This window comes from Micromonospora sp. NBC_01405, from assembly GCF_045040155.1.
Lineage (GTDB): Bacteria > Actinomycetota > Actinomycetes > Mycobacteriales > Micromonosporaceae > Micromonospora.
The window spans coordinates 2,232,887-2,249,806 of record NZ_CP109532.1 but is presented as its reverse complement, the minus strand read 5'-3'; the positions used below and the strand labels follow the sequence as shown (position 1 = coordinate 2,249,806).

Sequence of the window (16,920 nt, the reverse complement as noted above, 5' to 3'; positions counted from 1 at the left end):
CCCGCGGTCGGTCGTCGTGGCCCCCCGGCCGCACCTCGCGCCGTGCCGGTCGGTGTCCGGGCCGCTTCTGGGGGAGGAGACAGCCGTGAGCACCGTGGTGTTCCGCCGGCTTCCGCGCCAATCGGGGCCTGCCCTGCCGCGTGGTGAGGTGCTGCTGGAGTCCCCGCCCGAGCTGCCCGAACAGACCCCTCGGGGGATGGGGCAGCTACTGATGATCCTGCCGATGGTCTGCGGCGTCGGCGCGATGGCGTTCCTCTACGCCGGCCGGGGCGGCGGCATGATGACGTACGTCGCGGGCGGGCTGTTCGGCGTCTCGATGCTCGGCATGGCGCTCGGGTCGCTGAGCAACGGCGGCAACGACAAGGCCGAGCTGAACGCCGAGCGCCGCGACTACATGCGCTACCTCGCCCAGATGCGCAAGCGCACCCGGCGCGCGGCCGAGCAGCAGCGGGCCGCGATGGCCTGGCGGCACCCGGAGCCCGACGCGCTCTGGTCGATCGCCGCGTCCCGCCGGCTCTGGGAACGGCGGGTCACCGAGGACGACTTCGGCGAGGCCCGGATCGCGGTCGGCCCGCAGCGGCTGGCGGTGGAGATCGTGCCGCCGGAGACCAAGCCGGTGGAGGACCTGGAGCCGATGAGCGCGATCGCGCTGCGCCGGTTCGTCCGGGCCCACTCGACGGTGCCGGGCCTGCCCACCGCGCTGTCCGTGCGGGCGTTCTCCCGGGTGGTGCTGCGTGGCGAGCGGGAGCCCGTACTCGACCTGGCCCGGGCGGCGCTGGGCCAACTCGCCACCTTCCACGCCCCGGACGACATCATCGTCGCGGTGGTGGCCGCCCCGGAGCGGCAGCCGGCCTGGAACTGGGTGAAGTGGCTGCCGCACGCCCAGCACCCCGGCCGCACCGACGCGGCGGGCGCCCGTCGGCTCGTCTTCGCCACCCTCTCCGAGGCTGAGGAGTCCCTCGCCGACGAGCTGGCCGGCCGGCCCCGGTTCTCCCCGGAGGCGAAGCCGCTGACCACCGCGCCGCACGTGGTGGTGCTGATCGACGGCGGCGAGGTCGCCGCGACCTGCCACCTGACCGGCCCGAGCCTGCTCGGCACCACCGTCATCGACCTGTCCGGCGCCGTCCCCCGCGACGCCGGCCGCTGGCTGCTCTGTCTGGACGTCGGCGACGGCGCCGCGCTCGATCTGGTCCGGGGGGCGTCCGTGTCGCGGCTGGGCCAGCCGGACCGGCTCACCTCGGCCGCGGCCGAGGGACTGGCCCGGCAGATCGCCCCCTACCGGCTCTCCCAGCAGCAGGCCAGCGCCGAGGAGCCGCTGGCCCGCAGCACGGAGCTGCCCGACCTGCTCGGCATCGGCGACGCCGCCACGGTCGACACCCAGCGGACCTGGCGCCCGCGCAGCCAACGGGACCGGCTGCGCATCCCGCTCGGCGTGGGCCCGGACGGCAACGTCGTCGAGCTGGACTTCAAGGAGTCCGCGCACGAGGGCATGGGCCCGCACGGCCTGGTCATCGGCGCGACCGGCTCCGGCAAGAGCGAGCTGCTCCGTACGGTGGTCGCCGCGCTCGCGGTCACCCACTCGTCGGAGGAGCTGAACTTCGTCCTGGTCGACTTCAAGGGCGGCGCGACGTTCGCCTCGCTCGACGCGCTGCCGCACACCAGCGCGGTGATCACCAACCTCTCCGACGAGCTGCCCCTGGTCGACCGGATGCGCGACGCCCTGGCCGGCGAGATGAACCGCCGCCAGGAGGTGCTGCGCGCCGCCGGCAACTACGTCTCCCGGTTCGAGTACGAGAAGGCGCGGGCCGCCGGTGAGCCGCTGGACCCGATGCCCAGCCTGCTCATCATCTGCGACGAGTTCAGCGAGCTGCTCGCCGCGAAGCCGGACTTCATCGACCTGTTCGTGATGATCGGCCGGCTGGGCCGGTCGCTCGGCGTGCACCTGCTCCTGGCCAGCCAGCGGCTGGAGGAGGGCAAGCTGCGCGGCCTGGACACCCACCTGTCGTACCGGGTCGGCCTGCGTACCTTCTCGGCGGTGGAGAGCCGGATCGTGCTCGGCGTGCCGGACGCGTACGAGCTGCCCAGCGCACCGGGCCACGGGTACCTGAAGACCGACACCACCACCATGCTGCGGTTCCGGGCCGCGTACGTGTCCGGGCCGTACCGGGCGCCGGGGGAGCAGAAGTCGTCGCAGGCGTTGGTGCAGCGCCGGATCCTGCCGTACGGCACGGACTTCGTGCCGGTGCGCGCCCCGGAGCTGACGGTGGAACCTGTGGACGAGCCGGAGCAGCCGGCAGACGGCAAGGCCGTGGCGATGCTCGACGTGCTGATCGCTCAGCTCGCCGGCCGGGGCCGCCCGGCCCACCAGGTCTGGCTGCCGCCGCTGTCCGAGCCGCCGAGCCTGCTCGACCTGCTCAGCCCGCTCGCCGTCGACAAGACGTACGGCCTGACCACCTCGGGCTGGCAGGGCCGGGGCCGGCTCACCGTCCCGGTCGGCGTGGTCGACCGCCCGTACGAGCAGCGGCGCGACCCGATGATGGTGGAGCTGGCCGGCGCGGGCGGCAACGTGGTCATCGTCGGCGCCTCACTCAGCGGCAAGAGCACCATGCTGCGGTCGATGCTGGCCTCGCTGGCGCTCACCCACACCCCGCGCGAGGCGCAGTTCTTCTGCCTCGACTTCGGCGGCGGTGCGCTGCGCAGCCTGGAGGGGCTGCCGCACATGGCCGGCGTGGCCGGCCGGCGCGACACCGAGGCGGTCCGCCGGACGGTCGCCGAGGTGGTCGGAATCATCGACGAGCGTGAGCAGCGGTTCGCCCAGAACGGCATCGACTCGGTGGCCGGCTACCGCCGCCGTCGGGCGGCCGGCGAGTTCGCCGACGACCCGTTCGGCGACGTCTTCCTCGTGGTGGACGGCTGGAACACCCTGCGCCAGGAGTACGAGGAGCTGGAGCAGACCATCACGAACCTGGCCAACCGGGGGCTGGGTTTCGGCGTACACGTGGTGGTCACGGCGGTCCGCTGGGCGGAGATCCGGATGAACATGCGGGACCTGCTCGGCACCAAGCTGGAGCTGCGGCTCGGCGACGCGGCCGAGTCCGAGATCGACCGCCGGGCCGCGCAGAACGTCCCGGAGAAGACCCCGGGCCGCGGCCTGACCCGCGACAAGCTGCACTTCATGGCCGCGGTGTCCCGGATCGACGGCCGCCGGGACGTCGACGACCTGACCGAGGCGTCGGTCGCGTTGGCCGGACACGTGGCGCGGGCGTGGCCGGGCACGCCGGCCCCGAAGGTCCGGTTGCTGCCGCGCCGGCTGCCGCTGCACGAGCTGGTCCGGGTCGCCGACCGGTCGGCGCCCGGCCTGCCGATCGGTGTCAACGAGTCGGCGCTCGCCCCGGTGTACCTGGACCTGGCGAACGAGCCGCACCTGACGGTCTTCGGCGACGCCGAGTGCGGCAAGACCAACCTGCTGCGGGTGATCGCGAAGGGGATCGTCGAGCGGTACACCCCGGCGCAGGCGCGGCTGGTCATCGCCGACTACCGGCGCGGCCTGCTGGGCGCGGTGGAGGGGGAGCACCTGCTCGACTACGCGCCGTCCAACCAGGCCTTCGGCCAGGGTCTCGCGTCGATCCGCAGCGCCCTGTCGAACCGGCTGCCCGGGCCGGACGTCACCACCGCCCAGCTGCGCGACCGGAGCTGGTGGAAGGGGCCGGACCTCTACATCCTGGTGGACGACTACGACCTGGTCGCCTCCGGCGGCAGCAACCCCCTCAGCGCGTTGCAGGAGCTGCTGCCGCAGGCCCGCGACATCGGCCTGCACCTGATCATCACCCGCCGCGTGGGCGGCGTGGCGCGGGCGCTGTACGAGCCGGTGCTGCAACGCCTCCGCGAGCTGGACTCCCCGGGCCTGCTGATGTCCGGCAACCGGGAGGAGGGGGCGGTCTTCAACACGTTGCGGCCGAGCCCGCAGCCGCCGGGCCGGGGCACCCTGGTGCGCCGCCGCGACGGTCAGCAGCTGATCCAGACGGCCTGGTCCGAGCCGGCCTAGGGTGGGACGTCGGCTTGTCGTTCCGGTAGCGTCGGGCCGATCGTCGCTTGTGAAGAGAGGACCGTGGTGAGCACTTCGCGGGGTTACGGCGGCGCCGGGGGCGCTATGGAGAACTTGTTGCGCCAGGCGCAGGAGCAGCAGCGTCGGCTGGCCGAGTTCCAGCGGCAGCGCGCCGATCTGCGGGTGACCGGGGAGAGCCCGGACGGCCTGGTCCAGGTCACGGTGAACGGCGAGATGAAGGTCGGTGACATCGAGATCAACGCCCGGGCGATGCGGCTGGACAGCTTCTCCCTCGCGGAGTCGCTTCAGGCCGCCGTCGACGCGGCGTACGCGGCCTTCGGCGAGCGCCAGCAGGAGCTGCTGACCGATATGCTCGGCGGCTCCGAGCTGGTCCGCCAGGCCCAGGAGGGCACCCTCGCCCCGGAGGACTGGTTCCGCCAGTTCGGGGTGGACCTGGCCGATCCGTTCCGCGGCATGCGCCGCTGAGCCGGGAGGAGACACGGTGGCTAACAAGGTCGACGTCGACGCGATCCGCAAGGCGAGCACCAAGCTCGCCGCCGCGGACGGCCCGATCCAGTATCTGCGCAACGTGCAGGCACTGCTGGAGAGCGTGAAACTGCCGGGCGGGTCGCTGACCCTCTTCGGTGACACGACCGTGCAGGCCCACAACGCCTCGGTCGACGGTCACCTCGACAACGTGAAGACCGGCATCGCGCACCTGAACAAGGCGGCCGAACAGCTTGAGCAGACCGCCAAGAACTGGGAGAAGTCGGACCAGCCGTGGGTGGTCAAGTGACCGGCCGGGCGCATGACGGGGGGAACAACTGATGGCGGAGCTCCTGATCGCCAACGCGTCCGGAGCGGTGACCGGCACGCACACGGTCGCCACCGCGACGGCGCCGGTGCGGGGGCTGCTCCCCGCGGCCCGGGCCAACTGGGTGTGGCTGGTCGGCGCCGGCGTCCTGGGGGTGATGATCGCCTATCTTGAGACGTTCGACAACGACGAGGTCAACAAGTCCATCAAGGAGTGGGGCGACGCCGCGCGCCTGCTCGGCGGGGACCAGTTCGGCGCGGCGCTGGATCAGGTGCCACCGTCCGACACCGAGTGGGACTTCGACGACCGGGACGCGTTCGAGCTCTTCCTCCGGAAGCTCGGGGCGGAGATCAACTCGCTGGCCGAGGCGTTCAGCGCCAACAAGGACACCCTCACCTCCGCCCGGGACGCCTTCAACGACGCCGTGGACGCGCTGGTCGAGGCGCTCATCCCGATCCTGATTGCGGTGATCGCGTCGGTCGCCCTCCAGGCGTTCCCGCCCACCGCGCCCATCGCCGAGGCGATCGGGGTGGCCGGGATGACGGTGAGCGTGGCCATCCTCGCGCTGATCTTCGGGGACATCAGCTCGATGTTCACCGCCGTCATGGCCGGGTTCCAGAGCAACAACCGGTTCGCCTTCGTGTCGGACTCCCGCCCGGGTTGGGCGCCCACCGGCTCGGATCCCGCCATCAAGGACATCAAGATCGACTGGGTGCAGGACTCCAAGTTCTACGAGTGACCGAGAGGCGGCGACATGGCCAGAGTGGTCCTGGGGCTCTTCGTGTACTGCCTGGTGACCATCCCGGTCTTCCTCGGGCTGGCCCTGGTCGCCCAACTTGCCCGGGTGACCTGGGCCAAACGGGCCAGCGAGGCGGTGCTCATCACGGGCGTCGCCGCGCTGATCCCGGTGGTGCTGGACCGGGCGTTGGAGAAGCCGGTGCTCTGGGCGGGCGTGGTGCTGCTGGTGGTGCTGTTGGTGGTCGGCGTGGTGATGCACGTGAAGTCGTACACCCGGCCGTCCTGAGGCCGGCTGTGGGCCGGATCGTTCGGTCCGCACCGGAACACGTCGTGGTCCCCACCTGCCAGGGAGCGACGGTACGGAGGCAGGGCTGCGCGGGCTGGACGGAATCGGTTACCGTCTCATCCAGAGTGTCCGTCGGTGGGGTTGGTAGGTTGCCTTGCCGCGGGGGAAGGCGCGGCAGAGTTCCGCCGCCACAACGATGACGGAAGGGTGTGAAGCATGGCGTTCGAGGTCGAAGCATCGACTCTGCATACCGCGGCGAATGACGTGCGGTCCACGCGCAGCGAGGTCGACGGCGAGCTGAAGAAGCTGTTGGGCGTGGTCGACGACCTGGCGATCGCCTGGAAGGGGCAGGCGTCCGGAGGCTTCCAGCAGCTCATGCTGCGTTGGAACGAGGACACCGGGCTGCTGCTGACGGCGATGGACAACATCGCCGACCTGCTTGACAAGTCCGGCACGACGCACCAGGTCAACGACGAAGAGCAGCAGCAGATGCTGGACAAGTTCCACTCTGCTCTGAACCCGTGACCGGCAGTCAGGCGCAGAGGAGGAAATCGTGACGATCAAGGTTGACTACGCTGTCCTCGAGAGCAGCAACCAGCAGATGACGGCCATCGCGCGGACTCTCGACGAGAAGCTCGACACGCTTCGGTCCATGCTGACCAAGCTCCAGTGGGAGGGCGAGGACCGCGTCGCCTACCAGCAGCACCAGGCGCAGTGGGACACCGCCGTCCGGGACATCAACAAGATCCTGAACGAAATCGGCGGCGCCGTCGGCATCGCCCGCGCGAACTACGTCACCACCGAGATGAGCAACTCCAAGGTCTGGAGCTGAGATAGTTACCGGCGCGGCTCCGGTCCGGCTCGACCGGACCGGAGCCGTTCTGCGTGACGGGTCGACGAGGGTCCTGGGGGAGCAATGCGTACGGGGAAGCGCCGCCGGCCGCTGCTGCGGTCCGCCGCCGCCGTGCTTGCGCTGGTAACCGCCGCCGGAGCCGGCCTGCTGGCCGGGCCCGCGCCGGTCCGCGCCGCCGACACGGTACGCGGCCTTCAGTGGTACCTCGACACGCTGCGCATCCCCGAGGCGCACAAGCTGACCAAGGGCAAGGGCGTCACGGTCGCCGTGGTCGACGGCGGGGTGCACGCCGCACATCCCGATCTGAAGGGTCAGGTCCTGCGGGGCACCTCCCTCTCGAAGGACGTGCCGGCCGACGGTCGTTCCGACCCGGACCGCGAGAACGGCCACGGCACCAAGATGGCCGGCATCATCGCCGGGCGGGGCGGCGGGTCCATGCACCAGTTGGGCATCGCCCCGGAGGCGAAGATCCTGCCGGTCGCCCTCGGCCTGCCGCGCGACTGGGACATCGCGGGCGGCATCCGCTGGGCCGCCGACCACGGCGCGGACGTGATCAACCTGTCCGTCGGCGCCACGGGCAGCGACCCGCAGGTCACCGAGGCCGTGCGGTACGCGCTCGGCAAGGGGGCGGTGCTGGTGGCCGCCGCCGGCAACCGCCGCACCGACCGGGCCGTGCCGCTGCCGGCCAACATTCCCGGCGTCCTCGCCGTCGGTGCCACCGGGAGGACCGGGTCCCTCTGGAGCGGGTCGGTCACCGGCCCCGAGGTGGGGCTGACCGCGCCCGGTGAGCGGATCATCGGCCCGGTGCCGCCACCGGTCTCGCCGAACGGCTACGGCGTGACCGACGGGACCAGCGACGCGACGGCGGTGGTCTCCGGGATCGTCGCGCTGGTGCGGTCCCGCTATCCCGATCTCGCTGCCGCCGACGTGGTGAACCGGCTGATCCGCACCGCGCGGGACCAGGGCGCCCGGGGTCGCGACCCGGAGTACGGCTTCGGCTCGGTCGACGTGCTGGCCGCGTTGACCCGCTCGGTGCCGAAGGTCGACGCGAACCCGTTGCTGACCGGTGCCTTGCCGACGCCCCCGCCGGCCTCGGACGGCGACGACGGCGACGACGGGCCGGCGATCTCCGTCGGACTGGCCGACAACGCACCGATCCAGCTCGGGCTCTGCCTACTCGCGGTGCTCCTCGTGGGCGCGGTGGTCGTGGTGCTGATCGTGGTGAACCGGCGGGCGGCGCGGCGCCGCGTACCGCAGGCCCCGGTGGGCGGCCCACCGCCGCCGCCCGGCCGGACGCAGCCGGGCCACGGCCCCTGGCCGTACCAGCAACACCCGCAACAGCCGCGACCGCTCGGGCAGCCGCCGGCCCCGCATCCGTACGGGCAGCAGGCCCCGCATCCGTACGGGCCGGCGGGCCGGCCGGACCCGCAGCCGGGCGGCGGGCAGACCGGGGCTCCCCCGGCGGACCCGCAGCCGCGTTGACACCGACACCGTAGACACGGGGCCAGGGGAGGGCATCATGAGCGACGAGGACAACGATCCGGACCGGGTGAACGTCGATTTCGCCGTCCCGATTCCGGTCAACCCCATGTTCCCCGGGGTGGGCGACATCCGTGGGATGAGCTTCGACCGGATCGGCGTGGACCAGGCCGAGACGCCGTCCGGACTGGTCGCCGGGAGCGGCGAGAAGGGCGTCGAGACGGAGTGGGACGCCGGCAACATCGACTCGGCCATCATCTGGCTGGAGACGCACGCCGGCTACCTCCACCGGCTTTCCTACGACATGGTCGACATCAAGGAGAAGCTCGGCGGCGACCAGGCCATGGCGGGCAAGGGGCCGCTCGGCGGCTTCCAGTACGCCAAGCAACTGGCGCAGCAGCACCAGCAGGTGTACGCCAGCACGGAAAGCGGGCTGCGCACCCTCTCGGAGAACCTTTACACGGCCGCCGAGGCGCTGCGCACGGTCAAGCAGAACTACGAGACCGCCGAGGGCGCGAACGCCATGACGGCCCAGCAGATGCAGCAGGCCTTCAACGATGCCGCCAGCGGCGGCGGCAGCTAGACCGGGGGGTAACGGGACGTGGGGAAGAGCTGGGAGGACATGGCCCGTGAGGTGCTCGTCGAGGGCCGACCGGCCGACGTGCAGAGCGCCGCACTGGGCTGGAAGGAACTGATCAAGAACCTCGACCAGGTCCGGGAGAGCCTCGAGACGAACGTCAAGGACATCGGCGTGGCCTGGAAGGGCCCGGCGTACGAGTCGTTCAAGACGCACATCGAAGGGCTGGCGAAGAGCGCGAAGACCATCGTCGAAGACGTCGACAGCCCCGGCCGGGGCAAGGTCAGCATTGTGACCACCCTGGAGACGGCAGCCAGCCAGCTGGAGCAGGCGCAGGCCAAGATGCCGATTCCGGCGGCCTGTGTCGGTGACGTCATGGCGGCCCGCAACGGCGAGGTCACCCTCGGGATCGGGCTTTTCGAGACCCGGGTCAAGGCGGACCTGATGGGTAGCTGGCCCGTCGAGCAGCTCGGCAAGCTCGGCGACTGGGTGACCGGCTGGTTCTCCGACCAGGAGGGCGAGGCCCGCAAGGCCTACAACGAGGTGAACGACAACTTCAGGGACCGGACGATGGAGGCCCCGACCTCGGTGGCCCCGGGCACCCGCACGGATCTCAAGCCGGACGTACCCGACCTGGGGGGTGGCCCGGGTGGCGGTGGCGGCGGCGGTGTGCCGAAGGTCGGCGGGATGCCGGGCACCGGTGGGATCGGCGGTGGTCCCACGGCCGACGTCGGCAAGCTGCCGGAGCTCGGCAGCGGCCCGGACCTCGGGTCGACCGCCCACCCCGACCTGTCCACGCCGGACACCGGCACGGGGAACCTCCCCGACACCGACTACCCGGGCCCCGGCGGGCTGGACGACGGCTACGGCACCGGCCTGGCCGGCGCCGGCGCACCGACCACCACCGGACTCGGTTCGGGCGGCGGGCTGGGTGGTGCGGGGCTGGGCGGCGGCAGCAGCGCAGGCCTGTCCGGCGGCGGCGTGGGCGGCGGCATTCCCGGCGGCGGTGCGCTCGGCAAGGCGGTCAGCCCGGGGCTGCCGCCGATGATGGGCGGCGGGGCGGCCGGCGCGGGCGGAAAGGGCGCGGGTGGCCGGCTCGGCGGCAAGGCCGGCATGGGCGGCATGATGTCGCCCGGTATGGGGGGTGGCGCCGGTGGCCGGGGCGCGGGCGGCAAGGCCGCAGCCGGCGCCGGTCGACCGGGGGGCGCGATGGCCGGCCGGGGCGGCATGGCCGGGGCGGGCCACGGCGGCGCCGGCTACGCCGAGGAGGAGCAGCCGCGCAACAACTGGCTGGAGGAGGACGAGGACGTCTGGGGCACGGGCGGCGACGGCGGCCCCGGCATCCTTCGCTGACCCCCGGGTCCGCGTCCGGCGTTGAGCACGATGGTGCCGGCCCACGCTTCGGCGCCGGCCGGCACCGTCGTGCTCATTGGGACGAGGCGGGGGTGGGCCGGCGTCCCGGGCGCCAGCCGCGTCGCCGGCCCCGGACCAGGATCGGCTTGGCGGCGAGCAGCACGCCGGCCAGCAACGCGCCCACCACGGCCACCCAGATCGCCACGGACCGTTGCCAGCCCAGCGGGTCCCGGGGTGGGTCCGGCGCGGCCAGCGCCCCCGGCGGCGGGTCGGTGCGTGTGCCGAGCAGGCTGGTGACCGCCCGGTACGGGTTCACCACCCCGTACCCGACCTGGGCGTTGTGCCCGTCAGGCGGGTTGTCCGCCGTGCGGGTGAGCCGTGCTGCGACCTGCTCCGGGGCGAGATCGGGGTACGCGGCGCGGACCAGCGCGGCTGCGCCGGAGACGTACGCGGCGGCGAAGCTGGTGCCGCCCTGCGGCTCGGCGAGGTACCCCTGCCCCCGGGGCGCCGGGCCGAGGATGTTCAGCCCCGGCGCGGCGATGTCCACGTAGTCGCCGGTGACCGAGCTGCCGACGTGGCCGCCCTGCTCGTCGACCCCGGCGACGGCGATGACCCCCGGGTAGGCCGCCGGGTACGCGGGCAGGTTCTGCTGCTGCTCCTGCCGGTTGCCGGCGGCGGCCACCACGACGACCTTGTTGTCCAGGGCGTACTCGACGGCGGCGGCCAGCTCCGGGCGGGGCAGCGTGACCAGCGACAGGTTGATCACGTCGGCACCCTGGTCGACGGCCCAGCGGATGGCCTGGGCGATCTGCGCCGGCAGGTTCTCGTCGTTGGTGCGCTTGGTGTCGGGCAGCACGCGTACGGGCAGGATGCGGGCGGCGGGGGCGATGCCGGTGAACGGCGAGCCGGTGCCCTCCCGGCCGGCGATGATGCCGGCGATCATGGTGCCGTGCCCGGCTTCGTCGCACTGGCCCTCGCGCGAGGGCAGGTCGTTGAAGTCCCGCCCGGGGCGCACCTGCCCGCGCAGCAGCGGGTGGGTGGCCGAGACGCCGGAGTCGATGACCGCCACGGTGACGTGCTCGCCGCGGGTGATCCGCCACGCCGCGGCCGGGTCCAACCGGGACAGCGCCCAGGGGGTCTCGGTGGGTGCGGGGTTCCCGCTCGGCCCGCACGCCGGGGCGGCCGAGGCTGGCACGGGAGGCAGGACAGCGATGCCGAGCAGCGCCGCCGCGAGTCCACACAGGAGCGCGGACCGCGCCCGCCTGGTACGCCCGTTCACTGCCATCCCCCTGGCCGGGTAGCTCCCGCGCACCGGCAGAGAGTACCGCCGCGCCGCCCCGGGCGGGGACATGGGCCTCTGGCGGCTCAGGAGCCGGCGGCCTCTCCGGTCTGCTCCCCGGTGAAGAGGGCGAGCAGGTCGCCGACCTGGCGGTCCGACTCGGCCGGGTGACGGAAGTGGCCGCTCGGGTTGACCGTGTACTCGTTGCGCCGGCCCACCCGGGTACGCCGCAGGTAGCCGCCGACCTCCAGGTCCGCCACGATCGCCTGGGCGGCCCGTTCCGTGACGCCCACCTCGTCCGCGACGTCGCGCAGCCGGGCGGTCGGGTTCCGGGCGATGGCGAGCAGCACGTGCGCGTGGTTGGTGAGGAACGTCCAGTTCCGGGTGCTCCCGCTCGCGCCAGCCGTCGTCGTCATGTCCGACATGCTATGGCGAGGCCGCCCCGCGTACTCCCCCTGGGCGGCCGGCTGCCCCTGCGATCCCGGCCGGATCGGGGCGCGGGGCTGGCCTCCGCGCGCTACCGCCGCCTCGGGCACGTGTGCAAGCACTTCCCGACGTATGAAATGCGTATCACGTAACGCTTGACGTACCTTTAGCTGCGTGTGACGGTGGAGGAACTGGTCGTGCGGCCGAAGGGCAAGGTGGTGGGGCATGAATCATCTGAGCATGTCGATGACTCAGGTGGGGTTGGGGCGGGTTGACCCCTCGCCTGCCGCTAGCCCGGGCGATCTCGACCCGCTCGCTCCGGGTCAGGCCCTCGCGGAGTTGCACGCCGGAAACCACCGGTTCGTCACCGGGGTGCCGCGCCATCCGAATCAGGACGCCGGCCACCGGGCGGCCGTCGCCGACGGCCAGCACCCGTTCGCGGTGATCGTCGGCTGCTCCGACTCCCGGCTGGCCGCCGAGATCATCTTCGACCGAGGGCTGGGCGACCTCTTCGTGGTCCGCACCGCCGGGCACACCGTCGGCCCCGAGGTGCTGGGCAGCGTGGAGTACGCGGTGACCGTGCTGGGCACCCCGCTGGTGGTGGTCCTCGGCCACGACTCCTGCGGCGCCGTGCAGGCGGCCCGGGCGGCGGTCAGCACCGGAACCGCGCCCGTCGGCCACCTGCGGGCCGTGGTGGACGCCGTGGTGCCCAGTCTTCGCCGGGCCGCCGAGCGCGGGGTCGAGGACATCAACGGGATCGTCGACATCCACATCGCGCAGACCGTCGAGGCGATGCTCGCCGACTCGTTCGTGCTGGCCGCCGAGGTCACCGCCGGGCGGTGCGCGGTGGTCGGGATGTCGTACCGGCTCAGCGCGGGCGGAGTACGGACGGTGGCCGCGGTGCCCGCCGGCTTCGCCCCGGCCGTCGCCGCGGCCCCGGCCGTCCCCTCCGCCGCGGCCCCGGCCGGCCAGGACGGGCCCACCCCGCCCCCGGGAGTCACGCCGGCCACTCCGGCGGCCCCCGCCGCCGCCTGAGACGCTCGTGGGGCCACGATGCGGCGAGGGCCGCCCCGCGGGTGTGCGGGACGGCCCTCGATCGCGTGGCGGCGTCGTCAGAGCATTGACATGTGTACGTGGTCGGTGTGGTTGGAGGGCCCGCTGTAGGAACTCCAGCCGGTCGCCGGGAACCAGATCTGCCGGTTCCAGATGACGTAGTAGATGCCGAGCCGGTCGGCGTTGCGGATGAGGAACGCGGCGAGGTTGTTGCCGTACAGCCTGGTGTCGTTGTTGTGCCAGGGGGCGAATCCGCTGTTCTGCAGCGACCAGTCGCAGGCCCGGCCCTTGGGGTGCTCCCACGGCCCGCCCGGGCGGTAGCAGCCGACAAAACGGTGGAAACCGGCCTTCTTGGTCTCCTTGTACGCGTGCAGCGTCCGGGGGGTGATCGTGCCGGAGGTGGTCGGGTCGTTCTCGGTGCGCGACTCGGGCCGCCACTCACCGTCGGAGGTCCGGCCCGGCGCGATCCTTGCGACCGGGGAGGTGGCGTCGACCAGGCCGCCGGTGAAGCCCTTGCCGCCGACCAGCGCGAGGGACTTCTCGGCGTCGTGCTTCCTCTTCGCCATGATCGCGGCCTGCTTCTGCTGCTCGCGGATCTCGGCGTCAAGCGCGATCTTGGCCTGTTCCGCCTGCTTCTTGGCGTCGTTGACCTCGCCCAGCTTCCGAGCGTTGATCATATTGAGCTGGTCGAGGGCGGTGGCGCGCTCGACGAATGAGTCCGGGGCACCGCTCTCCAGCAGCATCGCCATGGCGCCGATCCGCCCGGTCCGGTACGACTGGGCGGCCATCTCGCTGATCTGCGGGGCGAGCGCGTCCAGTTCCTGTTCGGCCCGCTTCACCTCCAGAGCGAGCTGGAGCTGGCGCTTCTTGGACTTGTCGAGCTTCGACTGGGCCTGGGTGTAGTCCCGGTTGGCGGCCTCGATGACATCGGTGATCAGCTTGGGCTCGTCGTCCTCCTCGTGCCCCGAGGGCTTGGGGGTGGAGGGCGCGGCGAACGCCGGGGCGGCCGGCCCGGCGAGCATCGCCAGCGCGGCGAACACGGCCGCCACGGGTGCCAGCCAGCGGCGCAGGGGTGCCGTCACAGTTTTCCCTTCCATCGACCGCCGACCGGGTTAGCTGACGGGTTCGGGGCGGAAGTGGCCCCTACCGCTGTCGCGGATTCACCCCAGGTACCTGGATCCCCGGCTCGCCTCGCGGCGATTGGGCGGCGGCACCGCAGGCGCCGCTGCGCGCCTTCGGCGGTGACCGGCAGCGAGGTTACCCGACAGTCCTCGTGGGGATCTACGTCCGGATGCCGACTAAAAGCGTAATTTTGTAATTGCTTTCGGTAGTCAGTGACGCGATTCTCACACGTGGCATCACTCTCGGTCACGCTGCGAAGTGTCACCATGTGCTGTCCGTGCTCCCTTCTCGGCCGGCCCACCGGGCCGGGGAACCGGTGGGGCGGGCCGGACCGCCGGGAAACCGGTCGTCGGGCCGCCCACCGCTGAGCGCCTCCAGCGCGAGGTCCCGCTCCGCCGGGTGCCGGGCTGCGCCGGGGGTACGCGAGACCGGCACGTCCCCGTCGCCGCCCGGCCGGCCGGGCCCGGCCGCTGCGGCCCGACCCGCTGCGGTGACCACCGCGGCCAGCCCGGTCGTCAGCGGTACGGCGGCGATCAGGCCCAGTGTGGCGACGGCGCTGCGGACGATCTCCTGCGCCATGAACTCGGTGGTCAGGATCTCGGTCACCGGGCGGGAGTCGGCGGTGAGCAGGAGCAGCAGCGGCAACGACGCGCCCGCGTACGCCAGCACGATGGTGTTCACCGTGGACGCGATGTGTGCCCGGCCGACCCGGGTGGCCGCCCGGTAGAGCTGCAACCGGGACAGCCCCGGGTTGGCGTTCGCCAGCTCGGTCACCGTGGCCGCCTGGGTGACCGTGACGTCGTCGAGCACCCCGAGCGAGCCGATGATGATGCCGGCCAGCAGCAGGCCGTGCAGGTCCACGTCGCCCCGGAACATCGACAGGGTGGTGGCGTCCTCGCTGCCGTGGCCGGTGAGGTGGGTGGCGGCGGCGGCCAGGGTGCCGAGGGCGCCGGTGAGCACCAGGCTGCCCAGGGTGCCGAGGACGGCGACGGAGGTCTGCGCGCTCACCCCGTGGGTGAGGTGCAACACCACGAACATGATCAACGCCGAGCCGACGATGGCGATCAGCAGCGGTGACCCGCCGGCGCCGATCCCGGGCAGCACGAACGTCAGCAGGATGGCGAAGCTGGCGGCCAGGCCGGCCAGGGCAGCCAGCCCTCGCCAACGGCCGAAGGCGACGATCGCCAGCGCGAACACCACCGCCAGCCACACCAGCGGGGTGCCGCGCTGGTGCTCGGCGATGTTGTAGGCGCTCGTCGACGGGTCGGCCGGGTCGGTCAACTCGACCAGGACGATCCGGTCGTCGACGGCGACGGTGGGCGCGCCGGGACCGGTCGGGACCGGCGTCTCGACCTGCTGCCCCGCCTCCGGCCCCTGCTCCACCCGGACGGTGACCGTGCCACACGGGCCGTCCTGCGCGCCCGGCCCGCCCGAGCTGTCCTCCGGCGTCTCCGGCTGCGGCGGGCACGCCTCGGTGACCACCCGGGTCACCGTGCCGTGGTACCGGGGCACCGCCGCGCTGCCGTCGCTCTGCGGGCCCCCGTCGCGGGGCCAGAGGAAGACTGCCGCGATCACGGTGATCACGAAGAGCGGCACCACGGTCGCGACGAGGACCCGCCGCACCCCGGGCGGGGCGGGCGGGGCCGGTCGGGTGTGGTCGGCGCCCATCGACGGTCTCTCCAAACGGCGTGTCAGCGCGGGGTACGGGCCGGTGGACCGGGCGGTTCAGTGTTCCCGTCGTACGGCCCGACCTGTCGGGTCGGACTCGGCGGCGGGAAGGCTCCCCCGGTGTCCGTGCCGTTATCCACGGCGAACATGGGGCGGGACGGTGCGGCGGCCCGGCACCGGCCGCCGGGTCGGCGCCACCCGGCGGGACGCGGGGGCGGGCGGTGCGGAATCCGGACGACCATTGCCCGAAATGGTAGCCATCCCCACCTGGGGACGCAGATCGCGCGCCCGGTCGGCCCGCCGGACATGCCCCGACTGAATCCCGGGTCGATTTGCCCGCCCCGGGTGCGGGGGTCGGTCGCCGCATCGGCCGGGACCGGTGGGCGGCGGTGCGACTGCTCGTGGCGTGTTCGGCCCGGGCGTCCGGCCGGACCGGCTAGCGTGGACCGGGTGCGGACGGCGACGGTGCTGACTGCCGGGCGGTGGGCCCGGCTCGTGCTGCTGATCTGCACCCTGGTCGGGTTGGCCGCGATGCACACTCTCGGCCACGGCGCGCACGGCGGCGGGGGCCACGGGGGCCACGGCGGCGGGGGCCACGGCGGTCACGACCGGGCAGCGTCTCCCGACGCGCACCCGGCCACCTCCTACCGCGCCACCACGATGGGCGGCGCTTCCGCCATGACCGCCATGACGGGCGCTGCCCTTCCCGTGGCCATCGGCGCTGCCTTCCACGCGGCCGACGTCACCTTCCACGAGGCCGGCGCTGCCTTTCATGCGACCGACGTCACCTTCCACGCGGCCGACGCGACCGGCGCTGCCCTTCCGGTGGCCGACGCCGGGGCGGGCACCGTGCTCCGCGTCGGCGTGACGCGGGTGGGTGCGATGCGGATGTCGCCCGAGGGCTGTCCGGTGGCGGGGTGCCCGTCCGCGCGGCTGCTGCCCGCCGGCGATCCCGGTGCCGGCCCGCCCGGCTGGAGCATCTGCCTGGCGGTGCTCGGCGCGCTCGCGGTGGCGCTGTTCGTGGCCGTGCTCCTGCTCAGCGGGGTGCGGTCGGTCGGTCCCTCCGCCCGTCGGCCCGCCGGGCCGCCCGCCGGTCCGCGTGCCCCACCGCCCCGGCCGATCGGCCTGTGGCTGGCCGAGATCTCGGTGTCGCGTACGTAGGACGCCCCGGCGCGGACGCCCGGCCCCTGCGGCCGGCGACCCGTGTCCCCGTCCTGCCCGCGTACG

At 73.0% G+C, this 16,920-nt stretch carries 16 protein-coding genes and 1 riboswitch; of the genes, 12 read left to right on the top strand and 4 right to left on the bottom strand.

The features are described 5' to 3' along the window. Nucleotides 1–85: 85 nt before the first annotated feature. The 10 genes from eccCa to OG559_RS08875 all read left to right on the top strand — a co-directional run bounded on the left by eccCa (nucleotide 86) and on the right by OG559_RS08875 (nucleotide 10,145). Nucleotides 86–4,045, top strand: coding sequence for a type VII secretion protein EccCa (eccCa, locus tag OG559_RS08920; RefSeq protein WP_405114188.1), 3,960 nt, complete (start codon nucleotides 86–88; stop codon nucleotides 4,043–4,045). Between the two features lie 105 nt (nucleotides 4,046–4,150). After that, the gene (locus OG559_RS08915; protein ID WP_405114186.1) at nucleotides 4,151–4,531 is read left to right on the top strand and encodes a YbaB/EbfC family nucleoid-associated protein; all 381 of its coding nucleotides are present in this window, start codon (nucleotides 4,151–4,153) and stop codon (nucleotides 4,529–4,531) included. Nucleotides 4,532–4,547: 16 nt separating this feature from the next. Beyond that, on the top strand, nucleotides 4,548–4,841 hold the full coding sequence (locus tag OG559_RS08910; RefSeq protein ID WP_350884075.1) for a hypothetical protein: 294 nt from the start codon (nucleotides 4,548–4,550) through the stop codon (nucleotides 4,839–4,841). Nucleotides 4,842–4,872: 31 nt separating this feature from the next. Further along, nucleotides 4,873–5,598 carry a hypothetical protein gene (locus OG559_RS08905; protein ID WP_405114185.1) on the top strand — a complete coding sequence of 242 codons (726 nt, stop codon included), beginning with the start codon at nucleotides 4,873–4,875 and terminating at the stop codon, nucleotides 5,596–5,598. A 15-nt stretch (nucleotides 5,599–5,613) separates the two neighbouring features. Beyond that, nucleotides 5,614–5,883 carry a hypothetical protein gene (locus tag OG559_RS08900; RefSeq protein WP_387021351.1) on the top strand — a complete coding sequence of 90 codons (270 nt, stop codon included), beginning with the start codon at nucleotides 5,614–5,616 and terminating at the stop codon, nucleotides 5,881–5,883. 216 nt (nucleotides 5,884–6,099) lie between these two features. Further along, the gene (locus tag OG559_RS08895; RefSeq protein ID WP_387021354.1) at nucleotides 6,100–6,408 is read left to right on the top strand and encodes a WXG100 family type VII secretion target; all 309 of its coding nucleotides are present in this window, start codon (nucleotides 6,100–6,102) and stop codon (nucleotides 6,406–6,408) included. A 28-nt stretch (nucleotides 6,409–6,436) separates the two neighbouring features. After that, nucleotides 6,437–6,715, top strand: a complete 279-nt coding sequence (locus OG559_RS08890; protein WP_405114182.1) for a WXG100 family type VII secretion target — start codon at nucleotides 6,437–6,439, stop codon at nucleotides 6,713–6,715. 84 nt (nucleotides 6,716–6,799) lie between these two features. After that, nucleotides 6,800–8,218: a S8 family serine peptidase gene (locus tag OG559_RS08885; RefSeq protein WP_405114180.1), complete on the top strand. Its 1,419-nt coding sequence runs from the start codon at nucleotides 6,800–6,802 to the stop codon at nucleotides 8,216–8,218. 37 nt (nucleotides 8,219–8,255) lie between these two features. Next, nucleotides 8,256–8,798 carry a hypothetical protein gene (locus OG559_RS08880; protein ID WP_405114178.1) on the top strand — a complete coding sequence of 181 codons (543 nt, stop codon included), beginning with the start codon at nucleotides 8,256–8,258 and terminating at the stop codon, nucleotides 8,796–8,798. A gap of 18 nt (nucleotides 8,799–8,816) precedes the next feature. Continuing rightward, nucleotides 8,817–10,145: a WXG100 family type VII secretion target gene (locus tag OG559_RS08875; RefSeq protein ID WP_405114176.1), complete on the top strand. Its 1,329-nt coding sequence runs from the start codon at nucleotides 8,817–8,819 to the stop codon at nucleotides 10,143–10,145. 73 nt (nucleotides 10,146–10,218) lie between these two features. Here OG559_RS08875 and mycP read toward each other — a convergent pair whose 3' ends face one another. Then, entirely contained in the window at nucleotides 10,219–11,457 is a 1,239-nt protein-coding gene (mycP, locus tag OG559_RS08870; RefSeq protein WP_405114173.1) for a type VII secretion-associated serine protease mycosin, read from the bottom strand. A gap of 53 nt (nucleotides 11,458–11,510) precedes the next feature. Continuing rightward, the gene (locus tag OG559_RS08865; protein WP_405114171.1) at nucleotides 11,511–11,849 is read right to left on the bottom strand and encodes a helix-turn-helix transcriptional regulator; all 339 of its coding nucleotides are present in this window, start codon (nucleotides 11,847–11,849) and stop codon (nucleotides 11,511–11,513) included. Between the two features lie 247 nt (nucleotides 11,850–12,096). On the opposite strand from OG559_RS08865, the gene OG559_RS08860 reads away from it, so the two are divergent. Beyond that, nucleotides 12,097–12,885 (top strand): carbonic anhydrase, encoded by a 789-nt coding sequence (locus tag OG559_RS08860; RefSeq protein ID WP_405116501.1) that lies wholly within the window; start codon nucleotides 12,097–12,099, stop codon nucleotides 12,883–12,885. Nucleotides 12,886–12,962: 77 nt separating this feature from the next. Here OG559_RS08860 and OG559_RS08855 read toward each other — a convergent pair whose 3' ends face one another. Both OG559_RS08855 and OG559_RS08850 read right to left on the bottom strand, forming a co-directional pair. After that, a complete protein-coding gene (locus OG559_RS08855; protein ID WP_405114169.1) occupies nucleotides 12,963–13,985 on the bottom strand; it encodes a coiled-coil domain-containing protein in 1,023 nt (340 codons plus the stop codon). A 3-nt stretch (nucleotides 13,986–13,988) separates the two neighbouring features. Then, nucleotides 13,989–14,120: riboswitch (cyclic di-AMP (ydaO/yuaA leader) on the bottom strand. 166 nt (nucleotides 14,121–14,286) lie between these two features. Further along, nucleotides 14,287–15,693, bottom strand: a complete 1,407-nt coding sequence (locus OG559_RS08850) for a YibE/F family protein (RefSeq protein WP_405114167.1) — start codon at nucleotides 15,691–15,693, stop codon at nucleotides 14,287–14,289. A 450-nt stretch (nucleotides 15,694–16,143) separates the two neighbouring features. On the opposite strand from OG559_RS08850, the gene OG559_RS08845 reads away from it, so the two are divergent. Further along, the gene (locus OG559_RS08845) at nucleotides 16,144–16,854 is read left to right on the top strand and encodes a hypothetical protein (RefSeq protein WP_405114165.1); all 711 of its coding nucleotides are present in this window, start codon (nucleotides 16,144–16,146) and stop codon (nucleotides 16,852–16,854) included. The last annotated feature ends 66 nt before the right edge of the window (nucleotides 16,855–16,920 follow it).

Coding starts and splice junctions, on each gene's coding strand:
- OG559_RS08915 (WP_405114186.1), top strand. CDS start 4,151: ATGGAGAACTTGTTGCGCCAGGCGCAGGAGCAGCAGCGTCGGCTGGCC.
- OG559_RS08905 (WP_405114185.1), top strand. CDS start 4,873: ATGGCGGAGCTCCTGATCGCCAACGCGTCCGGAGCGGTGACCGGCACG.
- OG559_RS08900 (WP_387021351.1), top strand. CDS start 5,614: ATGGCCAGAGTGGTCCTGGGGCTCTTCGTGTACTGCCTGGTGACCATC.
- OG559_RS08895 (WP_387021354.1), top strand. CDS start 6,100: ATGGCGTTCGAGGTCGAAGCATCGACTCTGCATACCGCGGCGAATGAC.
- OG559_RS08885 (WP_405114180.1), top strand. CDS start 6,800: ATGCGTACGGGGAAGCGCCGCCGGCCGCTGCTGCGGTCCGCCGCCGCC.
- OG559_RS08880 (WP_405114178.1), top strand. CDS start 8,256: ATGAGCGACGAGGACAACGATCCGGACCGGGTGAACGTCGATTTCGCC.
- OG559_RS08865 (WP_405114171.1), bottom strand. CDS start 11,849: ATGTCGGACATGACGACGACGGCTGGCGCGAGCGGGAGCACCCGGAAC.
- OG559_RS08860 (WP_405116501.1), top strand. CDS start 12,097: ATGACTCAGGTGGGGTTGGGGCGGGTTGACCCCTCGCCTGCCGCTAGC.
- OG559_RS08850 (WP_405114167.1), bottom strand. CDS start 15,693: ATGGGCGCCGACCACACCCGACCGGCCCCGCCCGCCCCGCCCGGGGTG.